The sequence below is a fragment of the Streptomyces changanensis genome (assembly GCF_024600715.1).
GTDB lineage: Bacteria > Actinomycetota > Actinomycetes > Streptomycetales > Streptomycetaceae > Streptomyces > Streptomyces changanensis.
In genome coordinates this window covers 1,263,318-1,278,813 of record NZ_CP102332.1, presented here as the reverse complement: position 1 = coordinate 1,278,813, position 15,496 = coordinate 1,263,318, and the positions used below count along the sequence as shown (strand labels likewise).

Here is a 15,496-nt window from a genome sequence, read left to right as displayed (position 1 = left end):
CCGGACCTCGCCCGACGAGGTCCGGCCGGACGTGTGTCCGCTCGCACGCACGACCCGGTGCAACTCGCCTCGAACGTAACCCTTGAACCGATTCGCGCCCCCGCGAAACGCGTGGATCGGCGGTCGCGCGCCCTTGACAGGAGGGGGTTCGCCCGCCGACACATCCCGCCGCGTCCGGCCGATTGTGTTGCTGCGGAGCGGTGACACGCCATAGAGTCGCCAACCGTCGGCATGGTGCCACGCTGACCTATCGATAAGTTTCCTGGTCACGTCCAAGGAGGTAAGACGACTTGTGAATGAGTCGACATTTACTCCCGGGGCCGCCCAACCAGGGACGCCTGCGGCGGCCCACGGTGGCCCGCCGTCCGGATTCGAGGCCGTCGGCTCCGTCGCTGTCCGAACCTTCGCGACGCACCAGCACATGACGACACCCCACACGATGAAGATGATGGACGGCCAACACGTGAACGCCATGGCCGGCAACGAGAGTGGCCGAGAGTCCACCCACTTCGCCGCCTACGACGAGCTGCCCGAGGGGCACTTCTACGACCCCGACGCCGAGTACGAGCCGGATCCGGAGTACGCGGCCACGCTCGCGCCCGACGCCGCCCGGCAGCGCCGCGAGCGGATCGGCCCGACCGGGCGGCCCCTGCCGTACTTCCCGATCCCGGGCCCGCTCACCGAGCACGGCCCCGCGAAGATCATCGCGATGTGCAACCAGAAGGGCGGCGTGGGCAAGACCACGTCGACCATCAACCTGGGCGCCGCGCTGGCGGAGTACGGGCGGCGGGTGCTGCTCGTCGACTTCGACCCGCAGGGCGCGCTCTCGGTCGGCCTCGGGGTCAACCCGATGGAACTCGACCTGACGGTCTACAACCTGCTCATGGAGCGGGGCATGTCGGCGGACGAGGTCCTCCTCAAGACCGCCGTGCCCAACATGGACCTGCTGCCGAGCAACATCGACCTCTCGGCCGCCGAGGTGCAGCTGGTCAGCGAGGTCGCGCGCGAGTCCACGCTCCAGCGCGCCCTGAAGCCGCTGCTCCAGGACTACGACTACATCGTGATCGACTGTCAGCCCTCGCTCGGCCTGCTCACGGTCAACGCGCTGACGGCGGCTCACAAGGTGATAGTGCCGCTCGAGTGCGAGTTCTTCGCGCTGCGCGGCGTCGCGCTGCTGACCGAGACCATCGAGAAGGTCCAGGAGCGCCTCAACCCCGAGTTGGAGCTCGACGGCATCCTCGCCACCATGTACGACTCGCGGACGGTGCACAGCCGCGAGGTCCTCGCGCGGGTGGTGGAAGCCTTCGACGACCACGTCTACCACACCGTCATCGGCCGTACCGTGCGCTTCCCGGAGACCACGGTCGCCGGCGAGCCGATCACCACGTACGCCTCGAACTCGGTCGGCGCGGCCGCCTACCGCCAGCTCGCCAGGGAGGTGCTCGCCCGGTGTCACGCCGAGTGAGTCTCCCCGGTGCCGACGAGCTGTTCCGTACGACCGGGGGCATGGCGCTGCAGGCGTCGACCCCCCGGCGCCAGACCCCGGGGGAGCCCCGGGTGCCCGGCCAGGCCGGCGAGCAGAACCCGCCCTCCGACGAGCACGCCGCGACGGCGGCGGGCGAGCCCGAGCCCGACCGGCCGCCGCGCGCCCGCGCGTCGGCGGACCAGCCGGAGCCCGGAGCCGCGGCCAAGGCGGCGAACGCCGCCGCCGCGCCGGCCGCCCGGCGCGGGCGCCGCTCCCCGAGCCGCCGGCCGAGCGGGCGGGAACGCCACGACGAGAAGATCACCGTCTACGTCTCCGCCGAGGAACTGATGGACCTGGAGCACGCGCGCCTGGTCCTGCGCGGTGAGCACGGGCTGGCCGTGGACCGCGGGCGCATCGTCCGCGAGGCCGTCGCGGTCGTCCTGGCGGACCTGGAGTCCCGGGGGGACGCGAGCATCCTGGTACGCCGCCTGCGCGGCCGCTGAGCCCCGCCCCGCGCGCGTACGGCGCCGTCCGGCGCCCGCGCCGGGGTAGCCTACGGGCCGGCCGCCCCCGCTCGCCCCTGGACCACGATGCCCCCGAACGACCCGCCAGACGCGCCCCGCCGGCGCCGCCTCCTCGGCCGCGGCCCGGGCGCGCCGCCCCCGGCCGACGCCGCCGGGCCCCTCGCGGGCCCCCGGCCCGGCGCGGGCGGCACGGACCCGTCGGCCCCGTCGGACCCGGATGCCGGGCCTGTCGCCCGCCCGGGGGAGACCGGCGAGGCGGGGGAGGGCTCCACCACGCAGCGCGACACGCCGCAGGCGCCGCCCGTCGCACCCCGGGACACGCCGCCCTCCGGGCCCGTCGCGCCCCGGCCCGCACCCGACACGCCGTACCAGCCCGCCACCCCGCCCCGGAACGCGCCGGAATCGCCCGCAGAGACGCCGGAAACGCCCGCACGCGCGCCGAAGGCACCTGCGAGCGGGCCGGCCGCCCCTGACGCGCCCAGGGCCGCTCGCGACACGTCCACGGGCATGCCGGGCGCGGGCGCAGGCTCGCCGGACACACCCGCGACGGCGCCGGACACACCCGCGACGGCGCCGGACACACCCGCGACGGCGCCGGACACGCCCGCGACAGCCATGGACACGCCCCCGGCGGCGCCGGTCGCCTCCTCCGCCACGACCACCGCCCCCACCGCCGCCGCGCGCGTCGACGCCGCCGCCGCGCGCCTCGCGTCTCCGGACGCGGCGCCCTCCGACGCGCCCGTCCCGCCCGCCGCGCGGCCACCCGGCGCATCCCCGGACGGCGCTCCCGCCACCGCCATGCCCGCCGCCCTCCCCGGCGCCACGCCCCCGCCCCCCACCGCACCCCCCGCGGCGACGCCCGCCCCGCCCGCCGTGCGCACGGAACCGGGGGCCGCCGAGGCGGGCGGGCGGTTCACCGTGCGGCTGGCCAACTTCGAGGGGCCCTTCGACCTGCTGCTCCAGCTGATCTCCAGGCACCGGCTGGACGTCACCGAGGTCGCCCTGTCGAAGGTCACCGACGAGTTCATGGCGCACATCCGCGCCATGGGGCCCGACTGGGACCTCGACCAGACCACCGAGTTCCTCGTCGTGGCCGCCACACTGCTCGACCTCAAGGCCGCCCGGCTGCTGCCCGCCGCCGAGGTGGAGGACGAGGCCGACCTCGCCCTGCTGGAGGCGCGGGACCTGCTCTTCGCGCGCCTCCTCCAGTACCGCGCCTACAAGCGGGTAGCCGAGATCTTCGGCGAGCGGCTGGAGAGCGAGGGGCGGCGCCACCCCCGCACCGTCGGACTGGAGCCGCACCACGCGGAGCTGTTGCCGGAGGTGGTCATCAGCGTCGGCGCCGAGCGGTTCGCCCGGCTGGCCGTCAAGGCGATGCGGCCGAAGCCCAGGCCGCAGGTGTACGTCGAGCACATCCACGCCCCGCTGGTCAGCGTCCGGGAGCAGGCCGGGGTGGTCGTCGCCCGGCTGCGGGAGCGCGGTGAGGTCAGCTTCCGGGAGCTGGCCGAGGACGCCCCGGACACCCTCACCGTCGTCGCCCGGTTCCTCGCCCTGCTGGAGCTGTACCGGGAGAAGGCCGTCGCCCTGGAGCAGGAGGACGCCCTCGGGGAGCTCACCGTGCGGTGGACGGGCGGGGACGGTGTCGCCGTGACCGACGAGTTCGACCAGGAGGAGACGTGACGGAGCTCAAGCCGGCCCTGGAGGCCGTCCTCATGGTCGTGGACGAGCCCGCGACCGAGGAACACCTCGCGAAGGTGCTGGACCGCCCGCGCCGCGAGGTCGCCGACGCGCTGCGGGAGCTGGCCGACGAGTACGACGTCCAGCGGCGGGGCTTCGAGCTGCGGCTCGTCGCCGGGGGGTGGCGGTACTACACCCGGCCCGAGTACGCGGAGGCCGTCGAGGGCTTCGTCCTGGACGGGCAGCAGGCCCGGCTCACCCAGGCCGCGCTGGAGACCCTGGCGGTGGTCGCGTACCGCCAGCCGGTGAGCCGGTCGAGGGTCTCGGCGGTGCGCGGGGTGAACTGCGACGGCGTGATGCGGACCCTCCTCCAGCGGGGCCTGGTCGAGGAGGCGGGCACGGAACCCGAAACAGGTGCGATCCTGTACAGGACGACGAACCACTTCCTGGAGCGGATGGGCCTGCGCGGCCTGGACGAGCTCCCCGAGCTCGCGCCCTTCCTCCCCGAGGCGGACGCGATCGAGGCGGAGACGCAGGAGGGGGTCCCGTCGTTCGATCCGGACGCACCGGACTCCGAGCACGCAGACGACAAGACGGAACTTTGATGCGAAGCAGCAGCGGCAGGAACAGCAGCGGAAACAACGGCGGGAGCCGTGGTGGCAACAGCGGCGGCCGCGGCAGCAGCGGCGGCCGTGGCGCCACCGGCGGCGGTGGCGGCGGTGGCCGTCCCGGTGGCGGTGGCCGCGGCGGCAGTGGCGGCGGTGGCGGCTACCGGGGTGCCGGTGGCGGCCGCGACGACCGGAGCAAGGGCGCGAGCAACCCCCGCCGCCCCCGCCCCGAGGAGCGGACCTACGACGTGGGCGCCCCCGGCGAGGCCGGTCCCAAGCGCGGGCGCGGCGCGGCGGCCCGGGGCGGCGCCAAGGGCGGCCCGCGCCAGTCGCCGCAGCGCGGTGGCGGCCGCACCGTACCGGCCCGCCCGCGCGAGCTCGACGCGCGGATCGAGGAGCGCAACCGCGAGCGGTACGCGAACAAGCCCCAGATCAAGACGCCCAAGACGTTCGGCGACGAGGAGGGGGAGCGCCTGCAGAAGGTGCTCGCCCGCGCCGGCGTGGGTTCGCGGCGGGCCTGCGAGGAGCTGATCGACGCCGGCCGCGTCGAGGTCAACGGCAAGATCGTCATCGAGCAGGGCACGCGCGTCGACCCGGAGAAGGACGAGATCAAGGTCGACGGCCTCACGGTCGCCACCCAGTCGTACCTGTTCTTCGCGCTGAACAAGCCCGCCGGTGTCGTCTCCACGATGGAGGACCCCGACGGCCGGCAGTGTCTCGGCGACTACGTCACCAATCGCGAGACGCGCCTCTTCCACGTCGGGCGGCTCGACACCGAGACCGAGGGCATCATCCTGCTCACCAACCACGGTGAGCTGGCCCACCGCCTCACGCACCCCAAGTACGGCGTGAAGAAGACGTACCTGGCCGCCATCACCGGCCCCCTCCCGCGCGACGTGGGCAAGCGGCTCAAGGACGGCATCCAGCTGGAGGACGGCTACGCCCGCGCCGACCACTTCCGGGTCGTCGAGCAGACCGGCAAGAACTACCTGGTCGAGGTGGTGCTGCACGAGGGCCGCAAGCACATCGTGCGCCGCATGCTCGCCGAGGCGGGCTTCCCGGTCGAGAAGCTGGTGCGGACCGCGTTCGGCCCGATCCAGCTCGGGGACCAGAAGTCGGGGTGGCTGCGCCGTCTGACCAACACCGAGGTCGGCATGCTCATGAAGGAGGTCGGCCTCTGATCCGGTGGCGCCGAGCCACCTGACCCTGCGGTCCACCACGCAGTCGAAGCCCGCGGCCCCCGGCCGCGGGCTTCCGCGTTCCCGGCGCGCGGCGCTTGTGGTCCGCATGCCCCACGCTTTATAGTCAAGGTGACTCTTAAGGGGGGTGGTCACCGCTCCCCGAGGGTCGGCAGAGCGCCCACCCGCGCACCCACCCCGTCCGGAGCGGAGATGCAGGTCCAGCAACCTGAGGGATACGACCCGCGCGCCTTCGCGCCGTTCGCCGTCACCGTCGACCTCGCCGTCTTCACCGTCCGGGACGGACGGCTCCACGTCCTGCTCGTCCGGCGCGGGCAGGAACCCCACGCCGGTCGCTGGGCCCTTCCCGGCGGCTTCGTCCTGCCCCACGAGTCCGCCGAGCAGGCCGCCCGACGCGAACTCGCCGAGGAGACCGGGCTGTCCGACGCCACCGCCGCCGGCCTCCACCTGGAACAGCTGGCCACCTACAGCGACCCCGACCGCGACCCCCGGATGCGGGTCGTCTCCGTCGCGTACACCGCCCTCGTCCCCGATCTGCCCGAGCCGCGCGGCGGCGGCGACGCCGCGCACGCCCAGTGGCTGCCCCACGGCGCGCACGGGCCCTCCCCGGCCCCCGGCCCGGTGGACCGCCCGCCGGCCGCGCTCGCCTTCGACCACGACACGATCCTCGCCGACGCCCACCGACGCGTGGGCGCCAAGCTGGAGTACACCTGTCTCGCCACCGCCTTCTGCCCGCCCGAGTTCACCCTCGGCGAGTTGCGGCAGGTGTACGAGACGGTCTGGGGCGTCACGCTCGACCGCCCCAACTTCCGGCGCAAGGTCCTCGCCACCCCCGGCTTCGTCCGGGCCGTGGACGGGCCGCCGCGCCTCACCGGCGGACGGGGGAAGCCGGCCGCCCTCTACCGGGCGGGGCCGGCCACCGTGCTCCACCCGCCACTGCTGCGACCGGAAGGACGGACCGGATGACCACCCCGAGGACCCTCACCAAGCAGGCCGCCACCGGCTCCCTCGTCGGGCTCGCGCTCGGCGACGCGCTGGGCTTCCCGACCGAGTTCGATGACGTCCCCGCGATCCTCGCGAAGTGCGGTCCCTGGCGGGAGATGGCCCTGCCGGTGCCCGCGTTCGTCACCGACGACACGCAGATGACCCTCGCCGTGGCCCGCGCCGTCCGCACGGCCCTCGACCGGGGCGCGCTCGCCCCGCAGACGCTGACCGGTCCGCTGCGCGAGGAGTTCGTCACCTGGTACCACGCGCCGGACAACGACCGCGCCCCCGGCCGCACCTGCCTCGTCGCCTGCGAGCTGCTCGACGCCGACCGGCCCTGGCAGGAGGCGAGCCGGATCGACTCCAAGGGCTGCGGCGCCAACATGCGCGTCGCCCCGATCGGCCTCGTCCCGGGGATCGGCGAGGAGCAGCGCGCCGGCGCCGCCCAGCTCCAGGCCGCCCTCACCCACGGCCACCCCACCGCGCTCGCCGCCGCCGACCTCACCGCGCACGCCGTGCACCTGCTGTCCCGCGGCGCCGAACCGCTCGGGCTCGTCGGACGGCTGCGCTCGTACGCGTACGACAACCGCTCCCGCTACCACCACCGGTGGCTCGGCGACCTGTGGACCAAATCCGGGGACCGGACGCCGCAGGCGTACGCCGAACGCGGCTGGGACGAGTGCCTCGCCGCCCTCACCCGGCTCGACACGGCCCTGCGCGACGCCAATCCCGAGACCGACCCCTGTCTGCTCACCGGCGACGGCTGGATCGCCGAGGAGGCGCTCACCACCGCCCTGCTGTGCTTCCTGCTCTTCCCCCAGGAGCCGCTCACCGCCCTGCGCCGCGCCGCCTGCACCCGGGGTGACTCCGACTCGCTCGCCTGCCTGGCGGGCGCCTTCGCCGGCGCGCACCTGGGCGCCGGGGCGTGGCCGCGGGAGTGGGCGGACCGGATCGAGCACGGAAGTGAACTGCTGACCCTGGGCACTCTCTGGGACGCTTAGGCCATGACCGATCTCCTGCAACTCCCCGACCTGGCCCCCGTCGTGGCCGAGCAGCCCGACCCGCTGCTCTTCGCCACCGTCTCCGGCGCCCACCTCTACGGATTCCCCTCCCGTGACTCGGACGTGGACCTGCGCGGCGTGCACCTGCTGCCGGTGGACGCGCTGATAGGGCTGCGCGAGCCGGAGGAGACCCGCTCCGAGACCTGGGACCGGGACGGCGTGGAGATGGACCTCGTCACGCACGACCTGCGCAAGTTCGTCCGGCTGATGCTGCGCCGCAACGGCTACGTGCTCGAACAGCTCCTGTCGCCGCTGGTGGTGCACACCACCGCGCTGCACGCCGAACTCGCCGCCCTCGCGCCGGACGTGGTCACCACCCACCACGCCCATCACTACCGGGGCTTCGCCTGCACCCAGTGGCGGCTGTTCGAGAAGAACGCCGAACTCAAACCGCTGCTGTACACCTTCCGCACCCTGCTCACCGGCATCCACCTCATGCGGTCCGGCGAGGTCGTGGCGCACCTGCCCACGCTCCTCGACACGGTGGGGGAGGCCCCCGCCTACCTGCCGGAGCTGATCGCCGCCAAGGCGGAGGCCGAGCACGGGCCGGCTACCGGTGTCGACCCGGCCCGCCTCGCCGAGGACGTCGAGGTGCTCCACGGCGCCCTCGACGCCGCGCAGCGGGCGTCGCGGCTACCGGACTCCCCGTCCGGTGCCCACGACGCGCTGCACGCCCTCGTCGTACGGGCGCGCCTCCACGGCCCGCAGGGCTGAGCGCAGCCGCACCCGGTAGAGGAAGTCCTCGATCCGGGCCCGGTCCGGCTCGGGCGGGAGCGGTGACGACGGGAGCGCGGCGTCCGCCTCGCTCCCGAGGCGGGTCATCCACGACTCCACCTCGGGCCAGGGGACCTCGCCGCGCTTCACCGCGAGAAGCCGTTCGCGCAGGTCCCCGGCGTCCACGACGAGCTGACCGGTGCGCAGCAGGTCGCGGCAGCTGCCGAGCAGCCGCAGCAGGTGCATGGCGTGCTTCCAGCGGGGCGCGCCGTGCTGCCGGACGTCCGCGTCGATCTTGCGGCGCTGGGCCAGCGCGTACCGGGCGAAGCTGTCGTACGCCCGCCGGGACAGGAAGGCGTCGCGCAGCGACAGCAGCTCCCGGCCCGTGTCGTCGACGTACTCGACCAGGGGCGAGTGCAGGCACTCCAGGACGTTGGGATTGCTGCGCAGGGCGAGCTCGCAGAACCGCTCCAGCTCCCAGCTGAACTGCTCCGGCGCCGGGCCGTCGACGTGCGTGGGCGGCTTGTCCAGGCACCACTGGAGCGGCGTGGGCGCCACGAACACGCCTCGGCGGTCCGTGTCGCTCCCCGCGGTGGCCAGGCCGAAGGCCCGCGACCCCATGACGCAGGAGTAGACGGTGTGGTCGCGTACCAGTTCTTCCGGTGTGACGGGCTGCCCAGACATGGCCATGACCCTACGGGGTCCCCGCCCGGGGTCCGCCTAGCTCGTGGTCAGCCCAGCCGGACGTCGCCCCCGGCCACGGTGATCCGGCGGGCCGGCAGCGGCGTCCGTCGCCGGGCCGGCGGCGACGGACCCGTCGGTGACGCGGAACCGGTCGGCGTGGCACGGGCGGACGATCGGCCCGTCGGCCACGGACCCGACCGTGCGGCCCTGGTGGGCGCAGACCGCGGAGAGGACCCGGAACTCGCCCTCGACCGGCTGCGTCACCACGACCTTCCCGGCCGCGACGACCGTGCCCCCACCGACCGGGACGTCGGCGGTCGAGGCGACCACCTTCCCGGCCGGCCCGCCGTCGTCGCCGCGCGCCGACGCGAGGGCGGCGGTCGCCGCCGCGGTGAGCGGGCCGGTGAGGACGGCGCGGCGGCGGGGCGCGGAGGCGCGCGACGGCTCAGGAGGAGAGGGGTGCGTGCGGACATCCTGGGACGTACCGCACGGGAACCGGGAGCCGACGCCCCTACGCCCGGGGAACGAGTTCCCGCGCCTCGCCGTCCGTGCCCCGCCGCACCTCCAGGACCGCCGTGACGGCCGACCGCTCCAGCGGGCCGTACACGTGCGGGAACACATCCGTCCCCGACTCCTCCCAGCGGACCTCGGCCGTCAGCAGCTCCTCGTCGACGACCAGCGCCAGCAGCGTGCCCGGCACGTCCCGGTAGTGCGCGCCGGCCACGGCCAGCGCCCCGGCGGCGTCGGCGGAGCAGTGCACGAAGCCCTCCCGGGCCAGGGACGCGGGGCGGTACGGCAGGCCGGGGTCGGCGGCCCACTCCGCCAGGGGCACGACGTGGAAGATCATGCGGACAGTCTCGCCCCTCGGCGGGGCCCGGCGGCACCGGACGACCTTGACTAGGCTGAACGCGCAGCCGTCCACGCGACCGTCCCTCCCACAGCCGTACCCGCGCGGCCCCACCCGGCGCCGCCGTACCCCCGGCGGCCCTGCCCCCGCCGCCGTCGCCCACCTCCGTCCCGCCGCCACCCTCCGTCACCCTCCGTCACAAGGACACCGCCCAGTGAGAACCGCAGTCGTCATCGGAACCGGGCTGATCGGCACCTCGGTCGCCCTCGCCCTCACCGACCGGGGCGTGACCGTCCACCTCGTCGACCACGACCCGTCCCGGGCCCGTACCGCGGCCGCCCGCGGCGCGGGTACGGACGCCCCGCCCGAGGGCCCCGTCGACCTCGCCGTGGTGGCCGTGCCGCCGGCCCGCGTGGCGGGCACGCTCGCCGACGCCATGCGCGCCGGCACGGCCCGCGGCTACCTCGACGTGGCCAGCGTCAAGGGCGGCCCGCTGCGCGAGCTGGAGGCCCTCGGCGCCGACCTGTCCGCCTACATCGGGACGCACCCGATGTCCGGCAAGGAGCAGTCCGGTCCGCTGGCCGGCAGTGGCGACCTCTTCGAGGGCCGCCCCTGGGTCCTCACCCCCACCCGGGACACCGACACCGAGGTGCTCAACCTCGCCCTGGAGCTGGTCGCGCTCTGCCGGGCCGTCCCCGTCGTGATGGACGCCGACGCCCACGACCGGGCCGTCGCCCTGGTGTCGCACACGCCGCAGCTGGTCTCCTCGATGGTCGCCGCCCGCCTGGAGGAGGCCGAGGAGACGGCCGTGCGCCTCTGCGGGCAGGGCATCCGTGACGTCACCCGCATCGCGGGGTCCGACCCGCGCATGTGGGTCGACATCCTCTCGGCGAACCCCGGCCCCGTCGCCGACGTCCTCGCGGCGCTCGCCGCCGACCTGGACGGGGCCGTCCGCGCGCTGCGCGCCCTGCAGTCCCCGGACGGCGACGAGCGCCGCAAGGGCGTCACCGGCGTCGAGGACGTCCTGCGCCGGGGCAACACCGGCCGCGGCCGCGTCCCCGGCAAGCACGGCACGGCCCCGGCCGCGTACGAGACGGTGGCCGTCCTCATCAGCGACCAGCCCGGCGAGCTGGCCCGCATCTTCGCCGACGCCGGCAAGGCCGGCGTCAACGTCGAGGACGTCCGCATCGAGCACGCCACCGGGCAGCAGGCGGGCGTGGTGCAGCTGATGGTCGCCCCGGCCGCCGCGCCGCCCCTCGCAGCGGCCCTGCGGGAGCGCGGCTGGGCCCTGCGCCAGTAGCGCCGCACGGGGACGGACCCGCGGCGGCCCCGGCGTCCCCGGGCCGCCGCAACCGCCGCACGGCTCGCGCGGGCCGTGCGGCGGGGCGCCGCGAGGCCGCCGCCGGGTCGCCGCGGGGGCGGCCGGCAGCGGGTGCGAGGAGTGGCGGGGACAGTCGGTAACCTTGTGGCGGGCCCTCGGCAACCGGCCGGCCCCGCTCCCCGCACCCAGGAAGGTGTCCGACACCGTGGAATCCGTGATCGTCGCCATCGACGGCCCCTCCGGCACGGGCAAGTCGAGCACCTCGAAGGCCGTCGCGGCCAAGCTCGGCCTCAGCTACCTGGACACCGGCGCCCAGTACCGGGCGATCACCTGGTGGATGCTCTCCAACGGGATCGACGTGGACGACGCCGCCGCCGTGGCCGACGCCTCCGGCAAGCCGGTCATCCTCTCCGGTACGGACCCGTCGCACCCGACGATCACCGTCGACGGCGTGGACGCCTCCGGCCCGATCCGCACCCAGGAGGTCACCTCCGCCGTCAGCGCCGTCAGCGCCGTCCCCGAGGTGCGCTCCCGGATCACCGAGCTCCAGCGGTCCATCGCGGCCTCCGCCCCCCTCGGCATCGTCGTCGAGGGCCGCGACATCGGCACCACCGTCCTCCCCGACGCCGATCTGAAGATCTTCCTCACCGCGTCCGCGGAGGCCCGCGCGGCCCGCCGGGCCGGCGAGCTGAAGGGCGCGGACGTCGCCGCCACCCGGGAGGCGCTCGTCAGGCGGGACGCCGCCGACTCCAGCCGCAAGACCTCTCCCCTCGCCAAGGCCGACGACGCCGTCGAGGTGGACACCACGGACCTGACGCTCCAGCAGGTCGTCGAGTGCGTCGTCACCCTCGTGGACGAGCGGAGGGCGGGCGTCCAGTGACCCCGTCGGCCAAGGGCGCCGCCGTCGGGCGGGGCATCGGCATCGGCCTGATGTACGGGCTGTGGAACCCCCGCGTACTGGGCGCCTGGCGCGTACCGGCCGCGGGCCCCGTCATCCTCGCCGTCAACCACGCCCATGCCCTCGACGGCCCCATGCTCATGGGCACCGCCCCCCGGCCCGTCCACTTCCTGATCAAGCAGGAGGCGTTCGTCGGGCCGCTCGGCCCGTTCCTGGAGCGCATCGGGCAGCTGAAGGTGGACCGCTCGTCCGCCGACCGCACCGCCATCACCGGCGCCCTGGACGTCCTGGCCGCCGGCGGCGTCCTCGGCATCTTCCCGGAGGGCACCCGCGGCGAGGGGGACTTCGCCTCGCTGCGCGCCGGCCTCGCCTACTTCGCCGTACGCTCCGGAGCGCCGATCGTCCCGGTCGCCGTCCTGGGAAGCAGCGAGCGGCGGGGACGGTTGGTGAAGGGGCTGCCCCCGCTGCGCGGCCGCGTCGACGTCGTCTTCGGCGACCCCTTCGAGGCCGGCGACGGCAGCGGACGCCGCACCCGCCGGGCCCTGGACGAGGCCACCGTACGCATCCAGGAGCGGCTCACCGCCCACCTGGAAAACGCCAGGCGCCTCACCGGGCGCCGAGCGACACTCGAGTAGTGAGCCGGAGGCCCACCGCCTCCCCTCACCGACCACCACGAACGCACGAGGAACGGACTTCATGAACGACCAGCACGACCACGGGGCACTTGGCGACGCCGAGTACGCGGAGTTCATGGAGCTCGCCGCCGACGAGGGCTTCGACATCGAGGAGGTCGAGGGCGCGATCGAGGAGGCCGGGCACGGACCGCTGCCCGTCCTCGCCGTCGTCGGCCGGCCGAACGTCGGCAAGTCGACCCTCGTGAACCGCATCATCGGCCGCCGTGAGGCCGTCGTCGAGGACAAGCCCGGCGTCACCCGGGACCGCGTCACGTACGAGGCGGAGTGGGCCGGCCGCCGCTTCAAGGTGGTCGACACCGGCGGTTGGGAGCAGGACGTCCTCGGCATCGACGCCTCCGTCGCCGCGCAGGCCGAGTACGCCATCGAGGCCGCCGACGCGGTCGTCTTCGTCGTGGACGCCACCGTCGGCGCCACCGACACCGACGAGGCCGTCGTCAGGCTGCTGCGCCGCGCCGGCAAGCCCGTCGTCCTCGCCGCGAACAAGGTCGACGGCCCGTCCGCCGAGGCCGACGCCGCCATGCTCTGGTCGCTGGGCCTGGGCGAGCCGTACCCGGTCTCCGCCCTCCACGGCCGCGGCACCGGCGACCTCCTCGACGAGGTGCTCAAGGCCCTGCCCGAGGCCCCGGAGCAGACCTTCGGCACGCCCGTCGGCGGCCCGCGCCGCATCGCGCTCATCGGCCGCCCGAACGTCGGCAAGTCCTCCCTCCTCAACAAGGTCGCCGGCGAGGACCGCGTCGTCGTCAACGAGCTCGCGGGCACCACCCGCGACCCGGTCGACGAGCTGATCGAACTGGGCGGCACCACCTGGAAGTTCGTCGACACGGCGGGCATCCGCAAGAAGGTCCACCTCCAGGAGGGCGCGGACTACTACGCCTCGCTGCGCACCGCCGCCGCCGTCGAGAAGGCGGAGGTGGCCGTCGTCCTCATCGACACCACCGAGTCCATCTCGGTCCAGGACCAGCGGATCATCACCATGGCCGTCGAGGCGGGCCGCGCGCTCGTCATCGCCTACAACAAGTGGGACGAGCTCGACGAGGAGCGCCGCTACTACCTGGAGCGCGAGATCGAGACGGAGATGCAGCAGGTCTCCTGGGCGCCGCGCGTCAACGTCTCCGCCCTCACCGGCCGCCACATGGAGAAGCTGGTCCCGGCGATCGAGACCGCGCTCGCCGGCTGGGAGACCCGTGTGCCGACCGGGCGGCTGAACGCCTTCCTCGGCGAGCTGGTCGCTGCCCACCCGCACCCGATCCGCGGCGGCAAGCAGCCCCGCATCCTCTTCGGCACGCAGGCGGGCACCAAGCCGCCCCGGTTCGTGCTGTTCGCCTCCGGCTTCCTGGAGCACGGCTACCGCCGGTTCGTGGAGCGGCGGCTGCGCGAGGAGTTCGGCTTCGAGGGCACCCCGATCCACATGTCGGTGCGGGTGCGCGAGAAGCGCGGCCGGAAGAAGTGACGCGGGCGCGATGACGGCGGCGGGGCCGGGGTGACGATCACGTCACCCCGGCCCCGCCGCCGTCTCACAGCCCTCTGCGGGGCGCCGGCGGCAGTGCCGCCTGCGCGGGGCCCCCGTAGGGGCGAGGGGCCGCGTACCCGCCGTACGACGGCGCCTGGTGGCCCTGGCCGTAGCCCTGCGCACCGGCGGAGTGGGCCCCGGTGACCTGCCCCGCGCCGGGGGAACCCGAGCCGTGCGACGCGGCCGACTGCGCGGCGGCCGACTGCGCCGCGGCGAGCGCGCCGAACCCCTTGAACCCGAGGTCCTCCTCCCCGCTGCGGTCACCGGGGAGCGCCCGGAACGACCGGCGGTACTCGGAGTACAGCGCGTCGTAGATCGGCGTGGTCGAGTAGCCCGACTCCGCGTCCTGCGCGGGGCGCATGGCGGGGATGTGGTGGTACGACGGGCGGGACGGCTCGTATGAGTGCTGCACGTAGGTGCCAACGAACCCGCCGTCCGTCGGATGCGGCCCGTGCGGCGAAATCGCGGGCCGTATGGCGGGGCGCCGGGAGCCCATCAGGAGGTGCCGGCCAGCGGCATGGCGGCGGCGACCAGGCGGCCGTCGGCGGCGGCCTTCTCCAGCGCGTCGCGCAGCAGGTCCTCGCGGGGCTGCTGGCCGATGGAGCCCGCCGGGGCGGCGAAGACCAGCACCGTGTGCGACTTGTTCGCCGCGGCCCGCCACCCCTCGGTGACCTGGAGCGCCTGGTGCGCCTGCCACCAGGCGACCTGCTGGCCGCCGCCCGTGCCGGGCTGGAGGATGGCGTGCAGCTGGCCCATGGCGAGCAGCACGGACCAGCCGCCGAGGACGGAGGGCTTCCGGTGCAGGTCGGCCACCGGGTGGAAGCCCTGCTCGATGAGGAGCGGCAGGAACTCGTCCGTCGTGCCGGCGGAGCCGGGGCGGGCGATGGGCTGCGTCGGCTCCACGACGAGCGCCGGGTGCAGGTCGCCGTCGATCAGGACCAGGCCGCTCGTCACACCGAGCACGGCCTGCCGGGCGCCACCCGGCAGCTGCGCCGGCACCGGGGCGGGCCGCTCGTCGGCGGTGATCGACCGGACCGCCCCCTGGAGCTGCTCCTCGGCGACCCGGACGACCTGGGAGGGGATGCAGGTGGCGTGGGCGAAGGCGAGGACCGCGGTCTCCTCACCGACGAACAGCACGGTGCTGGTGTGCTCCTGCTCGGAATCGCCCGGGGTGCGGCAGGAGGTGCAGTCGTAGCTGCCCGGGGCGTTCTCGCCGGCGAGCAGCCGGTCGGCTTCTTCGTCACCGATCTCGGCGCGTACGTCCTCGCTGACGTCGAGCATGCGCGGCACGGGGGGCTCCTCGGACTCG

17 protein-coding genes are annotated in these 15,496 nt (G+C 74.8%); 12 read left to right on the top strand and 5 right to left on the bottom strand.

The features are described from left to right. Nucleotides 1-292 precede the first annotated feature (292 nt). The 8 genes from NRO40_RS05650 to NRO40_RS05615 all read left to right on the top strand — a co-directional run bounded on the left by NRO40_RS05650 (nucleotide 293) and on the right by NRO40_RS05615 (nucleotide 8,232). Nucleotides 293-1,465 (top strand): ParA family protein, encoded by a 1,173-nt coding sequence (locus NRO40_RS05650; protein WP_079047396.1) that lies wholly within the window; start codon nucleotides 293-295, stop codon nucleotides 1,463-1,465. Beyond that, nucleotides 1,450-1,968, top strand: a complete 519-nt coding sequence (locus NRO40_RS05645; RefSeq protein ID WP_257375341.1) for a hypothetical protein — start codon at nucleotides 1,450-1,452, stop codon at nucleotides 1,966-1,968. Before NRO40_RS05650 ends, NRO40_RS05645 begins: the two co-directional genes overlap by 16 nt. A 636-nt stretch (nucleotides 1,969-2,604) precedes the next feature. After that, nucleotides 2,605-3,669 (top strand): segregation and condensation protein A, encoded by a 1,065-nt coding sequence (locus tag NRO40_RS05640; protein ID WP_306674856.1) that lies wholly within the window; start codon nucleotides 2,605-2,607, stop codon nucleotides 3,667-3,669. Between the two features lie 32 nt (nucleotides 3,670-3,701). Further along, nucleotides 3,702-4,271, top strand: coding sequence for an SMC-Scp complex subunit ScpB (gene scpB, locus NRO40_RS05635; RefSeq protein WP_232791160.1), 570 nt, complete (start codon nucleotides 3,702-3,704; stop codon nucleotides 4,269-4,271). Further along, nucleotides 4,271-5,455, top strand: a complete 1,185-nt coding sequence (locus tag NRO40_RS05630; protein WP_058943478.1) for a pseudouridine synthase — start codon at nucleotides 4,271-4,273, stop codon at nucleotides 5,453-5,455. The genes scpB and NRO40_RS05630 overlap by 1 nt, the downstream gene beginning before the upstream one ends. Before the next feature lie 210 nt (nucleotides 5,456-5,665). Then, nucleotides 5,666-6,439: an NUDIX hydrolase gene (locus NRO40_RS05625; RefSeq protein WP_058943477.1), complete on the top strand. Its 774-nt coding sequence runs from the start codon at nucleotides 5,666-5,668 to the stop codon at nucleotides 6,437-6,439. Further along, the gene (locus NRO40_RS05620) at nucleotides 6,436-7,458 is read left to right on the top strand and encodes an ADP-ribosylglycohydrolase family protein (RefSeq protein ID WP_058943476.1); all 1,023 of its coding nucleotides are present in this window, start codon (nucleotides 6,436-6,438) and stop codon (nucleotides 7,456-7,458) included. The genes NRO40_RS05625 and NRO40_RS05620 overlap by 4 nt, the downstream gene beginning before the upstream one ends. Before the next feature lie 3 nt (nucleotides 7,459-7,461). Beyond that, a complete protein-coding gene (locus NRO40_RS05615; RefSeq protein ID WP_058943475.1) occupies nucleotides 7,462-8,232 on the top strand; it encodes a nucleotidyltransferase domain-containing protein in 771 nt (256 codons plus the stop codon). Here NRO40_RS05615 and NRO40_RS05610 read toward each other — a convergent pair. The 3 genes from NRO40_RS05610 to NRO40_RS05600 all read right to left on the bottom strand — a co-directional run bounded on the left by NRO40_RS05610 (nucleotide 8,152) and on the right by NRO40_RS05600 (nucleotide 9,763). Beyond that, the gene (locus NRO40_RS05610) at nucleotides 8,152-8,916 is read right to left on the bottom strand and encodes a nucleotidyltransferase domain-containing protein (protein ID WP_058943488.1); all 765 of its coding nucleotides are present in this window, start codon (nucleotides 8,914-8,916) and stop codon (nucleotides 8,152-8,154) included. The genes NRO40_RS05615 and NRO40_RS05610 overlap by 81 nt on opposite strands. 36 nt (nucleotides 8,917-8,952) lie before the next feature. Further along, on the bottom strand, nucleotides 8,953-9,246 hold the full coding sequence (locus NRO40_RS05605) for a Rieske (2Fe-2S) protein (protein WP_058943474.1): 294 nt from the start codon (nucleotides 9,244-9,246) through the stop codon (nucleotides 8,953-8,955). A 181-nt stretch (nucleotides 9,247-9,427) separates the two neighbouring features. Then, complete coding sequence (locus tag NRO40_RS05600) at nucleotides 9,428-9,763, bottom strand: DUF952 domain-containing protein (RefSeq protein WP_058943473.1); 336 nt, start codon at nucleotides 9,761-9,763, stop codon at nucleotides 9,428-9,430. A 214-nt stretch (nucleotides 9,764-9,977) separates the two neighbouring features. Between NRO40_RS05600 and NRO40_RS05595 the strand changes: the two genes are divergently transcribed. From NRO40_RS05595 to der, 4 genes are all read left to right on the top strand, one after another. Continuing rightward, the gene (locus NRO40_RS05595) at nucleotides 9,978-11,063 is read left to right on the top strand and encodes a prephenate dehydrogenase (protein ID WP_058943472.1); all 1,086 of its coding nucleotides are present in this window, start codon (nucleotides 9,978-9,980) and stop codon (nucleotides 11,061-11,063) included. A gap of 214 nt (nucleotides 11,064-11,277) precedes the next feature. After that, the gene (gene cmk / locus NRO40_RS05590; RefSeq protein ID WP_058943487.1) at nucleotides 11,278-11,964 is read left to right on the top strand and encodes a (d)CMP kinase; all 687 of its coding nucleotides are present in this window, start codon (nucleotides 11,278-11,280) and stop codon (nucleotides 11,962-11,964) included. Further along, nucleotides 11,919-12,617, top strand: a complete 699-nt coding sequence (locus NRO40_RS05585; protein ID WP_058943471.1) for a lysophospholipid acyltransferase family protein — start codon at nucleotides 11,919-11,921, stop codon at nucleotides 12,615-12,617. Before cmk ends, NRO40_RS05585 begins: the two co-directional genes overlap by 46 nt. A gap of 61 nt (nucleotides 12,618-12,678) precedes the next feature. Then, the gene (gene der / locus NRO40_RS05580) at nucleotides 12,679-14,127 is read left to right on the top strand and encodes a ribosome biogenesis GTPase Der (protein ID WP_058943470.1); all 1,449 of its coding nucleotides are present in this window, start codon (nucleotides 12,679-12,681) and stop codon (nucleotides 14,125-14,127) included. A gap of 64 nt (nucleotides 14,128-14,191) precedes the next feature. Here der and NRO40_RS05575 read toward each other — a convergent pair whose 3' ends face one another. After that, on the bottom strand, nucleotides 14,192-14,599 hold the full coding sequence (locus tag NRO40_RS05575) for a hypothetical protein (RefSeq protein ID WP_157901900.1): 408 nt from the start codon (nucleotides 14,597-14,599) through the stop codon (nucleotides 14,192-14,194). 83 nt (nucleotides 14,600-14,682) lie between these two features. Further along, nucleotides 14,683-15,477, bottom strand: coding sequence for a hypothetical protein (locus tag NRO40_RS05570; RefSeq protein WP_058943468.1), 795 nt, complete (start codon nucleotides 15,475-15,477; stop codon nucleotides 14,683-14,685). Nucleotides 15,478-15,496 lie beyond the last annotated feature (19 nt).

Excerpts from the sequence above, each read along its gene's own strand:
- NRO40_RS05640 (WP_306674856.1), top strand. The coding sequence starts at position 2,605 with ATGGACACGCCCCCGGCGGCGCCGGTCGCCTCCTCCGCCACGACCACC.
- scpB (WP_232791160.1), top strand. The coding sequence starts at position 3,702 with ATGGTCGTGGACGAGCCCGCGACCGAGGAACACCTCGCGAAGGTGCTG.
- NRO40_RS05630 (WP_058943478.1), top strand. The coding sequence starts at position 4,271 with ATGCGAAGCAGCAGCGGCAGGAACAGCAGCGGAAACAACGGCGGGAGC.
- NRO40_RS05625 (WP_058943477.1), top strand. The coding sequence starts at position 5,666 with ATGCAGGTCCAGCAACCTGAGGGATACGACCCGCGCGCCTTCGCGCCG.
- NRO40_RS05620 (WP_058943476.1), top strand. The coding sequence starts at position 6,436 with ATGACCACCCCGAGGACCCTCACCAAGCAGGCCGCCACCGGCTCCCTC.
- NRO40_RS05615 (WP_058943475.1), top strand. The coding sequence starts at position 7,462 with ATGACCGATCTCCTGCAACTCCCCGACCTGGCCCCCGTCGTGGCCGAG.
- NRO40_RS05610 (WP_058943488.1), bottom strand. The coding sequence starts at position 8,916 with ATGTCTGGGCAGCCCGTCACACCGGAAGAACTGGTACGCGACCACACC.
- NRO40_RS05600 (WP_058943473.1), bottom strand. The coding sequence starts at position 9,763 with ATGATCTTCCACGTCGTGCCCCTGGCGGAGTGGGCCGCCGACCCCGGC.
- der (WP_058943470.1), top strand. The coding sequence starts at position 12,679 with ATGAACGACCAGCACGACCACGGGGCACTTGGCGACGCCGAGTACGCG.